The sequence below is a fragment of the Billgrantia pellis genome, assembly GCF_008297955.1.
Classification (GTDB): Bacteria; Pseudomonadota; Gammaproteobacteria; order Pseudomonadales; family Halomonadaceae; genus Halomonas; species Halomonas pellis.
This window is the reverse complement of sequence record NZ_VTPY01000010.1, coordinates 32,045-46,753: the sequence shown is the minus strand read 5'-3', so window position 1 is coordinate 46,753 and position 14,709 is coordinate 32,045. Positions and strand designations below refer to the sequence as shown.

Genomic DNA, 14,709 nt, shown 5'->3' with positions numbered 1-14,709 from the left:
CGCGACCCCGCAAGGGCCGCTGGCAAAAAAGTTTCAGAATGACGGCAGGCGCATGAAGAAGCGATGACGGCAGAACTATCCACAGGCGCTCGCCGCGCGAGCCTGTGGATGGTTTTGCGCCGGGGGGCGAAGACGACAACGCCCGCACGTGGCGGGCGACGATACGAAGAGTGGACAGCTCAACTTTCGTGGGGTGATTGCTTCATCTTGCGCATGATGGCAAGGACCGGCCCCGACGCCACATAGGTGCCGAACAGCAACAGCAACATCACGGAGGGCTCGACCGAGATCACCACGAACCCCAGCACGATGGCGAGCAGCACCACGAAGGGAACCGGCCCCTTGAGATCGATATCCTTGAAGCTGTAGTAGCGGATATTGCTGACCATGAGCACCCCTGCAGCCGCCACCACCAATAGCATCAATAGCTTGAAGCCGACAGCTTCGGCATCGAAGCTATGGAAGGTCCATACGCTAGCCGCAACGAGAGCGGCGGCAGAAGGGCTAGGTAAACCAATGAACCATTTCTTGTCGACGCTGCCGATCTGCACGTTGAAGCGGGCCAGCCGCAGAGCGGCGCAGGCGACATAGAGGAACGCCACGACCCAACCGGTCTTGCCGATGTCCTGCAGCAGCCAGGTGAATGCCACCAGCGCGGGCGCCACACCGAAGGAAAGCATGTCCGAGAGGCTATCGTACTCGGCGCCGAAGGCGCTCTGGGTATTGGTCAGTCGTGCGACTCGACCGTCCAGGCCATCGAGTACCATGGCGATGAAGATGGCGACGGCGGCGGCGGTGAAATCCCCATTGATGCCGGCCACTACCGAGAAGAAGCCAGCGAACAGCGCCGAAGTGGTGAACAGGTTGGGAAGCAGGTAGATTCCCCTGCGTCTTACCTTCTTCCCATCCTCGATCGACTCCTCGACGACTTCGGTCTCGCGCAGGAAGGCAGCGGCCAGGTCCTCCTCGCCCGACGGAGCCCGCTCCTGCTCATCCGCCCCCGACTCGGCGCCATCGGGACGGGGAGTGCGTTCGCTATTGCTTGGTTCCTGACTCATTCATCTCGTCCGTTGCCAGAAAAAAGGTCACCCGGAGGTGGTACGCCTCATTCTACACGGTGGCGACTAGGCGAAAAGCGTACGATACAAGGAACGCAAAAAGGGCGCGGAATAACCGCGCCCTTTCGAAGGGACAGAATTGTCTTCAGTTCTTGGTCTTGTCGACCAGTTGATTGGCAGCGATCCACGGCATCATGGCCCGCAGCTTGGCCCCCACCTGCTCGATATCGTGCTCCGCATTCAAGCGGCGACGCGCGGTCATCGAGGGATAGTTGGTGCTGCCTTCCTGAATGAACATCTTGGCGTACTCACCGGTCTGGATGCGCTTGAGCGCATTGCGCATGGCCTGGCGAGACTGCTCATTGATCACCTCGGGGCCGGTGACGTACTCGCCGTACTCCGCATTGTTCGAGATGGAATAGTTCATGTTGGCGATGCCGCCCTCGTACATCAGGTCGACGATCAGCTTCAGCTCGTGCAGGCATTCGAAATAAGCCATCTCAGGAGCGTACCCGGCCTCGGTCAGCGTCTCGAAGCCCGCCTTGACCAGCTCCACGGCACCGCCGCACAGCACGGCCTGCTCGCCGAACAGATCGGTCTCGGTCTCATCCTTGAAGGTGGTCTCGATGATACCGCTACGTCCGCCGCCAATGGCCGCGGCATAGGAGAGCGCGAGCTCCTTGGCCTTGCCGGACGCATCCTGATGAATGGCGATGAGATCCGGGATGCCTCCGCCTTTGACGAACTCGGAGCGCACGGTGTGACCCGGCGCCTTGGGAGCGACCATGATCACGTCGAGGTCGCGACGCGGCTCGATCTGGTTGTAGTGAATATTGAAGCCGTGAGCGAATGCCAGCGTGGCGTCCTCCTTCAGGTTCGGCTCGATCTGGTTCTCGTAAATCGCCTTCTGATTCTCGTCCGGTGCCAGCATCATCACGACGTCGGCGCTCCGGCATGCCTCCTCGACGGAGGCGACCTTGAGGCCGGCACTTTCGGCCTTGGCGGCGGAGGAGGAGCCCGATCGCAGGGCGACGGTAACGTCGACACCGGACTCCTTTAGGTTGTTGGCATGGGCATGCCCCTGGGAACCATAACCCACGATAGTGACTTTCTTGCCCTGAATGAGGGCGAGGTCACAATCCTTGTCATAGTAGACGCGCATGGTGCTGCTCCTGAAAAGAAAAGGTTGGCATGTGTTCGTGTCAGCGTTGATGGCCACCCGCGCCGTCTGTCGCGGCGCTGGGAGTCGGCTCATTCGATGAACTCCACCTTAGCGCCATGACCACATTGCGTAAAACGCGATATTTGCAACATGACATGCCAGTTCGTGCAATAATGCCCGAATGGATATGCGCCCGCTCAAGCAGTTCCTCGCTCTGGCCGACTCGCTGCACTTTGGTCGTGCCAGCGAGTTATGTCATGTCAGTCCCTCGACCCTTTCGCGCACCATCCGCCAGCTCGAGGAGATGCTCGACGCCCCGCTCTTTGTTCGCGACAACCGACACGTCACCCTGACGCATCAGGGCCGGCTGTTCCAGGCATACGCGCGTGAGGCTCTATCTCGGTGGGAGCTGTTACGCCACACCCTGAGCAGTCAGGCCGGCGAGCTCGCCGGCGAAATCAGCATCTACTGCTCGGTCACCGCCAGCTATAGCTTCCTTTACGACCTACTCAGTGACTTCCGTTTGCGCCACCCGCGCATCGAGCTCAAGCTGCACACCGGCGACCCGGCGGAAGCGATGAGCCGGGTGCTGGCCGGTGAAGAGGACATGGCGATCACACCTCGACCGCGCAGCGCCCCAGGCGCACTGGCCTTCAAGTCGCTGACCCGTTCGCCGCTGGTATTCATCGCCCCGGTGGAGCAGGCGCCATGGATCCCCGCCACGCCCGACTCGCCCTCCGCCAAGCAGTGGCAGGGTGTGCCAATGGTGCTCTCGGAAGCGGGGCTCTCGCGAGAGTATGCCGATACTTGGTTCAAGGCACTGGGCGTGGCGCCGACCATCTACGCCCAGGTCGCCGGCCACGAGGCGATCGTCAGCATGGTGGGTCTGGGCTTCGGTATCGGCGTGGTGCCGAAAATCGTACTCGACAACAGTCCACTCGCCGAGCGGGTACGCGTGCTGCCGGTAAAACCCGAGCTGCCTCACTATGACGTTGGCCTGTGCGTGCTCCACCGGCAGCTCAAGAGCCCCTTGATCCAGGCGCTGTGGGACGAGGTCGAGGAGCGCTGACGAAAAAGCCGCCCCGCAGGGCGGCAAGCGCTATTGAATCGCTGTCGCTCATCTCGTCAGAGACTCAGCACTTTATCCCCTCTCGCGATACCCGACACGCCGGTCCGCGCCACCTCGAGAATTCCCACCGGCCCCATGGCCTGCAGGAAGGCGTCGAGCTTGGAGGCATCCCCGGTGATCTGCACGGTATAGAGACTCGGCGTGACGTCGACGATTTGCGCACGGAAGATGTCTACCGTCCGCTTCACCTCGTCGCGTGTCGCTCCCAGCGCCTTGACCTTCACCAACATCAGTTCTCGCTCGATGTGGTTGCCCTCGGTGAGGTCGACCAGCTTGATCACATCGATCAGCTTGTTGAGGTGCTTGGTGATCTGCTCGATCACACGGTCGTCCCCGACGGTGGTCACGGTCAGTCGCGATAGCGACGGGTCTTCGGTCGGCGCCACGTTGAGCGTCTCGATATTGAAGTTGCGCTGCGAGAACAGCCCCACCACGCGAGACAGTGCGCCCGGTTCGTTTTCCATGAGAATCGAGATGATATGGCGCATCAGGTCCGCTCCGTCTTGGAAAGCAGCATGTCACGCATGGAGCCCAGAGGCACCTGCATCGGGTAAACGTGCTCGCGCGGGTCGACGATGACATCGACGAATACCAGCTCGTGCTTGTCGGCAAAGGTGCGCTCCAGTGCCGGACGAAGCTCGTCCATCGTCTCCACCCGCAGCGCGGTGAAGCCATACGCCTCGATCAGCTTGGCAAAGTCCGGCAGCGACTCCATGTAGGAGTGAGCATGTCGTGACTTGTAGTTGAGATCCTGCCACTGACGCACCATACCCAGCGATGCGTTGTTCAGGTTGATGATCTTCACCCCTCCGCCGAATTGCTTACAGGTGGAAAGCTCCTGCATCATCATCTGGAAGCTGCCTTCGCCGGTGACGCAAACCACCTGCTCGTCGGGAAAGTTCTGCTTGATGCCCATGGCGGCCGGAAAGCCGAAGCCCATGGTACCGAGCCCGCCCGAAGTGATGAAGCGGTTGGGCTTGTCGAACTTGTAGTACTGCGCAGCGAACATCTGGTGCTGGCCTACGTCGGTGGTCACGTACGCCTCGCCGCGCGTCACCTCGCACAGTGCCTCGATCACCTCCTGCGGCTTGAGCTGTTCGCCCGGCTTCGAAGGCTCGTAGAGTTTGCCGCGGCGCTCCTCGCGCCAGCCATCGATCTTCTGCCACCACTCGGTCAGCGATTCGGGGTGAGCGAGTTCCTTACCCTGCACCAGGCTGATCATTTCGTCGATGACGCTGGCCGCCGGCCCGACGATGGGCACGTCGGCGCGCACCGTCTTCGACACCGAACTGGGGTCGATATCGACGTGGATGATCTTCGCCGTGGGACAGAACTTGGACGTGTTGTTCGTCACGCGATCGTCGAAGCGCGCCCCGATGGCAATGATCAGGTCGGCGTGGTGCATGGCCATGTTCGACTCATAGGAGCCGTGCATGCCCAGCCAACCCAGACACTGGCGATCGCTTTGCGGATAGGCCCCGATGCCCATCAACGTGGTCGTGATGGGAAAGCCGAGCCGCTTGACGAGATCGGTAAGCCCCTCGCAGGCGCGCCCCGTGATGATCCCGCCACCGGTGTAGAACACCGGCCGCTTGGCCTTGAGCATCAGCTCCACGGCCTTCTTGATCTGGCCGGTATGCCCCCGCGCCACCGGATTGTAGGAGCGCAGCTTGACCTTCTTCGGATAGACGTATTCGTAACGCTCGGTGGGCGCGGTCATGTCCTTGGGAATGTCGACCACCACCGGGCCGGGACGCCCGGTCGAGGCCAGATAGAAGGCCTTTTTGAGCACTTCCGGAATCTCGGTCGGGTGCTTGATCGAGAAGCTGTGCTTCACGATCGGACGCGTCACGCCGATGATGTCGGTCTCCTGGAAGGCGTCGTCGCCGATCAGGTGGCTCATTACCTGGCCGCACAGCACTACCATGGGAATCGAGTCCATGTAGGCGGTGGCGATGCCGGTGACGGCGTTGGTGGCCCCGGGTCCGGACGTGACCAGGACTACGCCGGGCTTGCCGGAAGCCCGAGCGTAGCCATCGGCGGCATGAGTCGCCGCCTGCTCATGGCGCACCAGGATGTGCTTGACCTTGTCTTGGCGGAACAGCGCGTCGTAGATATGCAGCGCTGCGCCGCCGGGATAGCCATAGATATACTCGACGCCTTCATCCTGCAGGAATCGAGCGATCATATCCGCGCCGGAAAGCAATTCCACTTGTGTATCTCCCCTGGAGGTCTCGAGTGCGATCCGCGCCCGGAATGGGCACGGGGTCGAGTGCGGCGATACGCCGCTGCCGGCCCTGCCGGCACCTGATGCCAAACCCTGGCATTGGATGCGATCGTGACGGCACGCATCCTACTGGCCCGGTTGGGGCCTGCACTCTCATCGCGGCGGATCGCCGCGTCGGGGCGTTGGCCGGACCGGCGGTTGGCCGGCTCCGGTATCCTTCGGCGGGTAGAGGCCCGTTGGCCTACCCTTCGCACGGAAGTGGGGGATCGCCCTCGAGTATCCGTGCCCGCAAATCAGGAACGCTCAAGATTCCAATAGCCATGCGGCAGTGTCAACCGCTGCGCCGTCGCGGCTAGCACTTTCGAATGGCGTCGTGGGAGTTAAAAAAGCCCGCCGGCGAGTAGCGGGCGGGCAAAGGGGGTTACAGGACGCAACCTATAGAACAGTGTAGCCTTTCGCCAGCCTCGCGGATGGCGAATGCGTAAGGGTTGGTATTACGTTCGAAACACCAGTTTGTCGCCTTCGGCTTTGACGTGAATGACGTCACCGGCAGCGAACCGACCCGCCAGGAGGTCCTGGGCCAACGGGTTCTCGATGCGGCTCTGTATCGCTCGCTTGAGCGGCCGTGCCCCGAACACCGGGTCAAAACCCGCGAGGGCGAGCTGGGCCATCGCCTCGTCGCTGACCTCGAGCTGCATGCCGTGCTCGGCCAGGCGAGCGCGCAGGCGGTCGAGCTGGATGCCGGCAATCGCCTCGATCTGCGTCTGGCGCAGGGCATGGAATACCACCACCTCGTCGATACGGTTGATCAGCTCGGGGCGGAAATGCATGCCCACCACGTCCATGACGGCGCTCTTCATCTCCTCGTACTGCTCGTCGGCACCGCCCATGCGCTGGATGATGTCCGAGCCCATGTTGGAGGTCATCACGATCACCGTGTTGCGGAAGTCCACGGTGCGCCCCTGACCGTCAGTGAGACGCCCGTCCTCCAGCACCTGCAGCAAAATGTTGAAGACGTCCGGGTGGGCCTTCTCCACCTCGTCGAGCAGCAGCACCGAGTAAGGCTTGCGCCGCACGGCTTCGGTCAGGTAGCCGCCCTCCTCGTAGCCCACGTAGCCGGGAGGTGCGCCGATCAGCCGCGCCACGGAGTGCTTTTCCATGAACTCCGACATGTCGATGCGCACCATCGCCTCCTCGGTGTCGAAGAGGAAACTGGCCAGCGCCTTGCACAGCTCGGTCTTGCCCACCCCGGTCGGGCCGAGGAATAAAAACGAGCCGTTGGGCCGGTTGGGGTCGGCAAGCCCCGCACGCGAACGGCGCACGGCGTTGGCCACGGCGGTGACCGCCTCCTCCTGACCGATCACCCGTTGATGCAGCGCTTCTTCCATGCGCAGCAGCTTGTCGCGCTCGCCCTCGAGCATCTTGGCGACGGGAATGCCGGTCCAGCGCGACACCACCTCGGCGATTTCCTCCTCGGTGACGTTGGAGCGCAGCAACTTATGGCTCGAAGTGTCGGCCTCGGTTTCGCTCGACTCGGCGATCTTCTTCTCCAGCTCGGGTATCACGCCGTATTGCAGTTCCGACATGCGGCCGAGATCGCCCTGGCGACGCGCCTGCTCCAGATCGATGCGAGCACGGTCGAGCTCGTCCTTGAACTGGGCGGCGCCCTGAATACTGGCCTTCTCGGCTTTCCAGATCTCGTCCAGGTCAGCGTATTCGCGCTCTAGATCGTCGATCTGCTCCTGCAGGCTCTCGAGACGCTTCTTCGAGGCTTCGTCGGTCTCCTTCTTGAGGTGCTCGCGTTCCATCTTGAGCTGGATCAGCCGCCGATCGAGGCGATCCATCTCCTCGGGCTTGGAGTCGAGCTCCATACGAATACGCGACGACGCCTCGTCGATCAGGTCGATGGCCTTGTCGGGCAACTGGCGGTCGGTGATGTAGCGGGTCGAGAGCTTGGCCGCAGCGATGATCGCGCCGTCAGTGATGTCGACACCGTGGTGTACCTCGTAACGCTCCTTGAGGCCGCGCAGGATCGCCACGGTATCCTCCTCGGAGGGCTCGTCGACCAGAACCTTCTGGAAACGACGCTCGAGCGCGGCATCCTTCTCGATGTACTTGCGGTACTCGTCGAGGGTGGTGGCGCCCACGCAGTGCAGTTCACCGCGCGCCAGCGCCGGCTTGAGCATGTTGCCGGCGTCCATGGCGCCTTCGGCCTTGCCGGCACCGACCATGGTATGCAGCTCGTCGATGAACAGGATCACCCGGCCCTCCTCCTGGGCCAGTTCCTTAAGCACCGCCTTCAGCCGCTCCTCGAACTCACCGCGGAACTTGGCCCCGGCCAGCAGCGCGCCCATGTCGAGCGACAGCACACGCTTGTCCTTGAGCCCTTCCGGCACCTCGCCGTTGACGATGCGCTGGGCCAGACCTTCGACGATGGCCGTCTTGCCCACGCCGGGCTCACCGATCAGCACCGGATTGTTCTTGGTGCGCCGTTGCAGCACCTGGATGGTGCGACGTATCTCGTCGTCGCGGCCAATCACCGGGTCGAGCTTACCGTCGGCGGCACGCGCCGTGAGATCAAGGGTGTACTTCTCCAGCGCCTCGCGCTGCTCCTCGGCGTTGGGGTCGTCGACCCGTTCGCCGCCACGCACGCTGTCGATGGCCTGCTCCAGTCCCTGGCGGCTGAGGCCGGCCTGTTGCAGTAGCTTGGTCACCGCATGACCCATCTCGAGCGCCGCAAGCAACACCAACTCGCTGGCAATGTATTGGTCGCCGCGCCTCTGCGCTTCGCGGTCGGTCAGGTTGAACAGCTTGGCGAAATCACGCGAGGGCTGCACCTCGCCAGTGAACTGACCCACCTTGGGCAGATCGTCGAGGTGCCCCACCAAGCCGTCGCGCAGCCGTGCGGCATCGCCGCCGGCCTTTTGGATGAGCGACTTGATACCGGTGTCGCGGGCATCCAGCAGGGCCAGCAGCAAGTGTCCAGGCTCGAGCTGGTTGTGCCCTCGCCCAACGGCCAGGGACTGGGCGTCGGCCACGGCGTTCTGCAGCTTGGCAGTGAATTTATCGGGTCGCATCAATTCCTCCATTGGGGTGGCGGCGCGGTCAGACGCACCGCTTGGCCCTGTCGTATCGTATTGACAGGTTCAATGGAGTCAGCATGGCCGGCTTTCAAGTCGCCGGCCAGGAGGGGGGCGCGTCAGCTTGACGCGGACCAAAGGCTGTGGACGAACAGCATGGTTCGAAGCCCGCGGCCCGTGCTACCTGAGCCAGATCACGCTTGCCATGCGTCCGGTCCTACCGTCATCGCGTCGGTGAGAATAAAAACGCGACTCGCAGGCAGTGCAGAAATGGCCGCCGCTGACATGCGCCACACCGAGCCGCTCCAGGCGCAGACGGGCAAGCTTGTAGAGGTCGGCCATGTAATGGCCTAGCCGGTAAGGGCTAGGGTCGAAGGCGGCAGCGGCTTCCGGGTGCACGCCAGTGAAGGCCTGCTGTACTTCGGGCCCCACTTCGAACTGAGCATTGGAAATGGCCGGCCCCAGCCAAGCCATCAACGCTTCCGGCGGGGTGGAGAGCGCCGCCACCGTGGCTTCGAGAACACCGCCGGCCAGCCCGCGCCAACCGGCGTGCGCCACGCCGATGCGCGTTCCCTGGCGATCGCAGAAAAATACCGGCAGGCAGTCGGCGGTCAACACCACGCAGACGTGACCGCGATCGAAAGCCACCGACGCATCCGCTTCGGGAACACTCTCGGTGTAGCTCGGCTGCACCCGGGCGCCGTGCACCTGCTTGAGCCACAGCAGCGGCCGCTCGTCATCGACCTCAGCACCGATCAGGCGGCGGCATAACGCCACATGGGCGGGGTTATCGCCCACTCCGTCACTGGGGTTGAAGCAGGCAAAATCACCCTGGCTCGGACCGGTTTCACGAGTGGTGACAAAGGCACCCACGCTCGCGGGCGCCGGCCAGTCAGGCTCGATCAGGGTCGGTTGCAGGTGGGGGGCGTCGCTCATTCGAGGCTCCTCGGCTCAGGCTTCGCTATCGTCGCGCAGGTAATCGATCAGCATGAGCAGGTCGTCGGGCAAGGCAGCGCGGAATGTCGCCGGTTCGCCGCTGCCGGGGTGTAGGAAGGCCAGCTTACGGGCATGCAGCGCCTGGCGCGGAAACTCGCGCAATAGCGCCTTGAGCCCTTCCCCCGCCCCGGCTGGCAGCTTGAGTCGCCCTCCGTATACCGGATCGCCGACCAGCGGGAAACGCCGATGCGCCAAGTGCACGCGAATCTGGTGGGTGCGACCGGTCTCGAGCCGGCAGCGCACGTGGGTATGGGTGCGGAAGCGCTCGACGACGCGGTAGTGGGTCACGGCAGGTTTACCGCTGACGTGCACCGCCTGACGCTTGCGATCCTTGGGATGCCGGCCGATGGGGGCATCCACCGTTCCGCCGGAGGTCATCACGCCGACGCAGACGGCATCGTACTCGCGGGAAACCGTGCGCGCCTGCAGTTGCTCGACCAGAGCGGTCTGCGCGGCCAACGTCTTGGCCACCACCATCAGACCGGTGGTGTCCTTGTCCAGGCGATGCACGATGCCGGCCCGCGGCACGGTGGCCAGCGTCGGGCAATGATGCAAGAGTGCGTTGAGCAGGGTGCCGTCGGGGTTGCCGGCCGCCGGGTGCACTACCAGTCCCGCAGGCTTGTCGATGACCAGTACCTCGTCATCCTCGTGGATCACCTCGAGCGGTATCGCCTCGGGTTCGAAGCGGGCGTCTTCCGCGACTTCAGCAGCGAGCTGCAGCCACTCACCACCTGCCATCTTGTCCTTGGGCTTGCCCGGGCGTCCGTCGACGGTCAGCGCGCCCTCCTTGATCCAACCCTTGAGACGCTCACGGGAGTGATCGGCAAAGAGCTCGGCGGCGGCCTGGTCGAGACGGCAGCCGGCCAGTGAGACGGGCACGCGTTGCTGGGCTTCCACGATCTGGGGCATAGGGGGCTATCGCTGGAAAGCAACCTCGGACTGCGTTTTCACGCGAGGTGCTTTATAGTGGACGGGTTACGGTCGATTCTATCACGGCCGACACGGCTTGTTAGACACGAGGATCACGATGCGCGTTTCCCCCATCGCCACACGCCTGATTGCCCTGCTACTGACCGCCGCCCTGGTCAGCGGTTGTGCCGGCAGGTCCGCCACGGAAGAAGAGGTAGATGAGTTCGAAGGCGTTGCCGAGCAGCAGCTCTACGACGAGGCGCGCGATGCGCTCGAAGGCGGACGCTACCCCTCCGCCATCACTCGTCTCGAGGCGCTCGATACTCGCTTCCCCTTCGGACGTCACGCCGAGCAGGCGCAGCTCGAGCTAATCTACGCCTACTACGAGACCAACGACTGGGAAGCCACACGCGCCGCAGCCAGCCGTTTCATTCGCCTGCATCCCACGCATCCCCAAGCCGACTATGCACTCTACATGCGCGGACTGGCTTCCTGGCAGGCCGGGCGCTTCAGCCTCGAACGCCTGCGCCTGATCGACATCTCCAAGCGCGACCTCGGCGCCTCACGCGACGCCTACGCCGACTTCCGCGAACTCATCACCCGTTATCCGGACAGCGAATACGCCCCCGACGCCGAGCAGCGCATCGTCTATCTGCGCAACCTGCTGGCGCGTCACGAACTCCACGTTGCCGATTTTTATCTGCGTAAGGGTGCCTATCTGGCCGCCGTCGAACGCGGACGCTGGGTCATCGAGAACTATCCCCAGGCGGAAGCCACGCGCGATGCGCTGGCGGTGATGGTGGAAGGCTACCTGGGACTCGACATGCGCGACCGCGCCCGCGAGGTGCTTCAGGTGCTGATCGAGAACGCCCCGAACCACGATCGCCTGCGCGGTCGCACCTACCAGCCGCAGCACGTCGAGGCGGAGTCGATCTCTGCCTGATTCTTGCGGCTGTGGCCGGCAGAGTCCGACTCCAACAGCAGAACGCCGCCGCCCATTCGAGCGGTGGCGTTCTTTTTGGCTCGTCGCTCGTAGCGCTAGAGCCTACTCCCCCGGCTGCCAGGCGTTAACGATGGGATAGCGCCGATCCCGGCCGAAGCCTCGCGGCGTCACCCGCACGCCTACGGGCGCCTGGCGTCGCTTGTACTCGTTGCGGTCGACCAGCTTGACCACCTGGTAGACGTCCTCGCGCTCGAATCCGGCCTCGATGATCGCCTCGGCGCTCATGTCGCCCTCGATATAACGCACCAGGATGGCATCGAGCGCGTCATAGTCAGGCAGCGAGTCGGTGTCCTTCTGGTCTGGCGCCAGTTCGGCGGAAGGCGGGCGCGCGATGACACGCTCGGGGACCGCCAGCGACTGAGTATTGCGCCAGCGAGCCAGGCGATAGACCCACGACTTGTACACGTCCTTGAGCGCATTGAAGCCACCCGCCATGTCACCGTAGAGCGTGGCATAGCCCACCGCCATCTCGCTCTTGTTGCCGGTGGTGAGCACCATCAGCCCCTTCTTATTGGAGATGGCCATCAACAACACGCCGCGGCAGCGTGACTGCAGGTTCTCCTCGGTAGTGTCGCGCTCGGTCCCGGCGAAGGTATCGGCCAGCGCGGTCATGAAGGCATCCACCATAGGCTCGATCGGCAGCACCTCGTAATGCACGCCGAGCAGGCGGGCCTGTTCGGCGGCGTCTTCCTGGGACATGTCGGCGGTGTAGCGATAGGGCATCATCACCGCATGCACGCGCTGCGGCCCCAGCGCATCCACGGCGATCGCAAGCGTGAGGGCCGAATCGATGCCGCCGGAAAGGCCCAGCACAACCCCCTGGAAGCCGCTCTTGTTGACGTAATCGCGCACGCCACTGACCAGGGCGCAGTAGAGGCTCTCTTCGGGCTCCTCAAGAGGTTCGATTTCTCCTTCCTGCGGCACCCAACGGCCCGCTTCCCGCACGAACTGCACCGGCATCAACCCCGCCTGCCAGTAGGGTGCCACCACGCGCGGCTGCCCCTCGGCATCGACGCAGGCCGAACCGCCATCGAAGACCAGTTCGTCCTGCCCGCCGATGGTGTTGACGTAGACCAGCGGCAGCGACACCTCGGCGGCACGCGCCTCGAGCAGGCTCAGGCGCTCGGACGGTTTGTCCAGGTGATAGGGCGAAGCGTTGAGCGTGATCAAGATATCGGCACCGTCATCGCGCGCTAACCTCACCGGTTCGCCGTACCACAGATCCTCGCAGATCAGAATGCCAAGCTTGGCCCCCTTGTGCTCGACCACGAGGCTTCGCTCGCCGGTAGCGAAGTAGCGCCGCTCGTCGAAGACCTGATAATTGGGCAGCGCTTGCTTGGCATACTCTCCGATCCATTCGCCGTTGTAGAGCAGCCCGGCCAGGTTATAGCTCAGACCTTCACGGCGCCCCGGATAACCGATGATCACGAGCACGTCACGCGACATCTTGGCGGCCATGCGAGAGCGAGCCTCGCGCAGACGGGTCTCCATGGAAGGGCGCAGCAGCAGGTCCTCGGGGGGATAACCGCTGAGGAACAGCTCGGGAAACACCACGATATCGGCACCATGTTCGATGCGTGCCTCGCGAACGGCCTCGATGGCGCGATCGGCGTTGCCGGGAATGTCCCCTACCAACGGGTCCAACTGCGCCATCACCAGCGTCAAGTCTTGCATGGGCGTAGAAATCTCTTGAGAATCCGAAGTCATCGTATTGTCCCGCAAGGGCGTCCGGCTGGCAAAGCCGCTAGCCCCCGACTGGGAGTCTGATAAGGATGAATCTGTTGATCATTCGCCTGATCATCTTCGCCGTGCTGTTCCTCGTCGGCCTCAAGCTCTACCGGATGTACCGCCAATGGAAGCTCGATCACGAAGGCTCGCCAGCCGACAGTCACGGGGAGGGGAAGCAAATGGTGCGCTGTGCCTGGTGCCAAGTTCACGTGCCGGAATCCGAGGCCTTGCGCGACAAGGGCGAGTGGTTCTGCAGTAGCGCTCATCGCGACCGTTATCTACAGGAGCGACAGTCCGACGAAAGCGAGTAAGCCCTCCCATCACGACGGCGATCGCTGACAAACTGAATCGGCAATGGCTTATGGAACATGCGTCCTGCTCGCCTAGAGTGAGACCTCGTATCACGCGGACGTCTTACTGCAGGGAGAGCCTCATGGGCGCAATGCCTGTTCTTCGTTCCCGCGCCGCCGGTCAGAGCGGCCTGACCCTTCCCGAGCTTCTGGTGGTCCTCGCGGTGGCCATGCTGCTGCTGGGCTGGACCGTTCCCGGCCTGCAGGCGATGACGGCACGTCAGGAAGTGAGCGCCGAGGTGCATCGCCTGCGCACGGCGCTCTCGCTAGCGCGCAATACCGCCATCGCCCGGCGAACGACAGTGACGGTCTGCCCCAGCGACGACCGCACGACCTGCAGCCAATCTCGGTGGAACGCCCCGCTGGCCATCGTCCTGGGTTCCGCGACGGGCGGCAGCTTCCATCACGATGACCTGCTGCGAGTGCTCGAAAGCGGCCGCGGCGTCACGGTCGAGTTTCGGCAGGACGGCAAACCGATACGTTACAGTGCCTTGGGTCGTCCCGCAGGCCACAACGGCACTTTTCGTATCTGCGGCCGCAGTGGTCGCGGCGCTCGGCTGATACTCAGCAACTTCGGCCGGGTTCGCCTGGGCGATCCGCCCACCTGCTGACGCAGGACACCATGATCGGAGGCGTCATGCAGCAAACCATCATCGGCTACCACCGCGATGAAGAGGGCCATTGGGTCGCCGAACTCACCTGTGGTCATAACCAGCACGTTCGCCATCAGCCGCCATGGATCGAGCGCCCCTGGGTCATGACGGAAGCCGGACGCCGGTCCCGCCTCGGCCTGACACTCGAATGCGTGAAATGCGAACGGGACGAGCCTCGGGACAACCCGTGACCAGCCCCGAGCGGCCGGCCCGCTACCCCTTCGGTCCCATCAACAGCCAGACGATCAGGCCGACCAGCGGGAATATCAACAGCGCAAGAATCCACAGGATCTTGGCGAAGGTCCCGGCTGAACTCTTGGCTACCTTGACGATGGCCCAGATCAGGATGATCAGCCAAATCAGGCCCAACAGGCCACCCACTTCGATTCCCATCAGACGTCTCCTTGTCCAGCG

General features: G+C 63.4%; 14 protein-coding genes. 5 read left to right on the top strand and 9 right to left on the bottom strand.

The window, feature by feature from the left end:
* Nucleotides 1-179: 179 nt before the first annotated feature.
* Nucleotides 180-1,058: a CDP-diacylglycerol--serine O-phosphatidyltransferase gene (gene pssA, locus F0A17_RS20530; RefSeq protein WP_149330234.1), complete on the bottom strand. Its 879-nt coding sequence runs from the start codon at nucleotides 1,056-1,058 to the stop codon at nucleotides 180-182.
* A gap of 145 nt (nucleotides 1,059-1,203) precedes the next feature.
* On the bottom strand, nucleotides 1,204-2,220 hold the full coding sequence (gene ilvC / locus F0A17_RS20525) for a ketol-acid reductoisomerase (RefSeq protein ID WP_149330233.1): 1,017 nt from the start codon (nucleotides 2,218-2,220) through the stop codon (nucleotides 1,204-1,206).
* Nucleotides 2,221-2,401: 181 nt separating this feature from the next.
* Here ilvC and ilvY point away from each other — a divergent pair, with 181 nt between their 5' ends.
* Complete coding sequence (gene ilvY, locus F0A17_RS20520) at nucleotides 2,402-3,289, top strand: HTH-type transcriptional activator IlvY (RefSeq protein ID WP_149330232.1); 888 nt, start codon at nucleotides 2,402-2,404, stop codon at nucleotides 3,287-3,289.
* Between the two features lie 56 nt (nucleotides 3,290-3,345).
* Here ilvY and ilvN read toward each other — a convergent pair whose 3' ends face one another.
* From ilvN to rluD, 5 genes are all read right to left on the bottom strand, one after another.
* Nucleotides 3,346-3,837, bottom strand: coding sequence for an acetolactate synthase small subunit (gene ilvN, locus F0A17_RS20515; protein WP_149330231.1), 492 nt, complete (start codon nucleotides 3,835-3,837; stop codon nucleotides 3,346-3,348).
* Entirely contained in the window at nucleotides 3,837-5,561 is a 1,725-nt protein-coding gene (locus F0A17_RS20510; RefSeq protein WP_149330230.1) for an acetolactate synthase 3 large subunit, read from the bottom strand. The genes ilvN and F0A17_RS20510 overlap by 1 nt, the downstream gene beginning before the upstream one ends.
* Before the next feature lie 509 nt (nucleotides 5,562-6,070).
* Nucleotides 6,071-8,653, bottom strand: coding sequence for an ATP-dependent chaperone ClpB (gene clpB / locus F0A17_RS20505; RefSeq protein ID WP_149330229.1), 2,583 nt, complete (start codon nucleotides 8,651-8,653; stop codon nucleotides 6,071-6,073).
* Nucleotides 8,654-8,836: 183 nt separating this feature from the next.
* Nucleotides 8,837-9,592: a peptidoglycan editing factor PgeF gene (gene pgeF, locus F0A17_RS20500; protein ID WP_149330228.1), complete on the bottom strand. Its 756-nt coding sequence runs from the start codon at nucleotides 9,590-9,592 to the stop codon at nucleotides 8,837-8,839.
* 15 nt (nucleotides 9,593-9,607) lie between these two features.
* Nucleotides 9,608-10,561 carry a 23S rRNA pseudouridine(1911/1915/1917) synthase RluD gene (gene rluD / locus F0A17_RS20495; RefSeq protein WP_149330227.1) on the bottom strand — a complete coding sequence of 318 codons (954 nt, stop codon included), beginning with the start codon at nucleotides 10,559-10,561 and terminating at the stop codon, nucleotides 9,608-9,610.
* Nucleotides 10,562-10,679: 118 nt separating this feature from the next.
* Between rluD and F0A17_RS20490 the strand changes: the two genes are divergently transcribed.
* Nucleotides 10,680-11,504: an outer membrane protein assembly factor BamD gene (locus F0A17_RS20490; RefSeq protein ID WP_149330226.1), complete on the top strand. Its 825-nt coding sequence runs from the start codon at nucleotides 10,680-10,682 to the stop codon at nucleotides 11,502-11,504.
* Nucleotides 11,505-11,606: 102 nt separating this feature from the next.
* Here F0A17_RS20490 and F0A17_RS20485 read toward each other — a convergent pair whose 3' ends face one another.
* Nucleotides 11,607-13,238 carry an NAD+ synthase gene (locus tag F0A17_RS20485; RefSeq protein WP_149330225.1) on the bottom strand — a complete coding sequence of 544 codons (1,632 nt, stop codon included), beginning with the start codon at nucleotides 13,236-13,238 and terminating at the stop codon, nucleotides 11,607-11,609.
* Nucleotides 13,239-13,336: 98 nt separating this feature from the next.
* Here F0A17_RS20485 and F0A17_RS20480 point away from each other — a divergent pair, with 98 nt between their 5' ends.
* The 3 genes from F0A17_RS20480 to F0A17_RS20470 all read left to right on the top strand — a co-directional run bounded on the left by F0A17_RS20480 (nucleotide 13,337) and on the right by F0A17_RS20470 (nucleotide 14,486).
* Nucleotides 13,337-13,603, top strand: coding sequence for a PP0621 family protein (locus F0A17_RS20480; RefSeq protein WP_149330224.1), 267 nt, complete (start codon nucleotides 13,337-13,339; stop codon nucleotides 13,601-13,603).
* A gap of 122 nt (nucleotides 13,604-13,725) precedes the next feature.
* Entirely contained in the window at nucleotides 13,726-14,253 is a 528-nt protein-coding gene (locus F0A17_RS20475) for a GspH/FimT family pseudopilin (protein ID WP_187774757.1), read from the top strand.
* 26 nt (nucleotides 14,254-14,279) lie between these two features.
* Nucleotides 14,280-14,486 carry a DUF3565 domain-containing protein gene (locus F0A17_RS20470; RefSeq protein WP_149330222.1) on the top strand — a complete coding sequence of 69 codons (207 nt, stop codon included), beginning with the start codon at nucleotides 14,280-14,282 and terminating at the stop codon, nucleotides 14,484-14,486.
* Nucleotides 14,487-14,508: 22 nt separating this feature from the next.
* Here the strand turns inward: F0A17_RS20470 and F0A17_RS20465 are convergent, their stop codons facing one another.
* A complete protein-coding gene (locus F0A17_RS20465; RefSeq protein WP_149330221.1) occupies nucleotides 14,509-14,688 on the bottom strand; it encodes a PLDc N-terminal domain-containing protein in 180 nt (59 codons plus the stop codon).
* Between the last annotated feature and the right edge of the window lie 21 nt (nucleotides 14,689-14,709).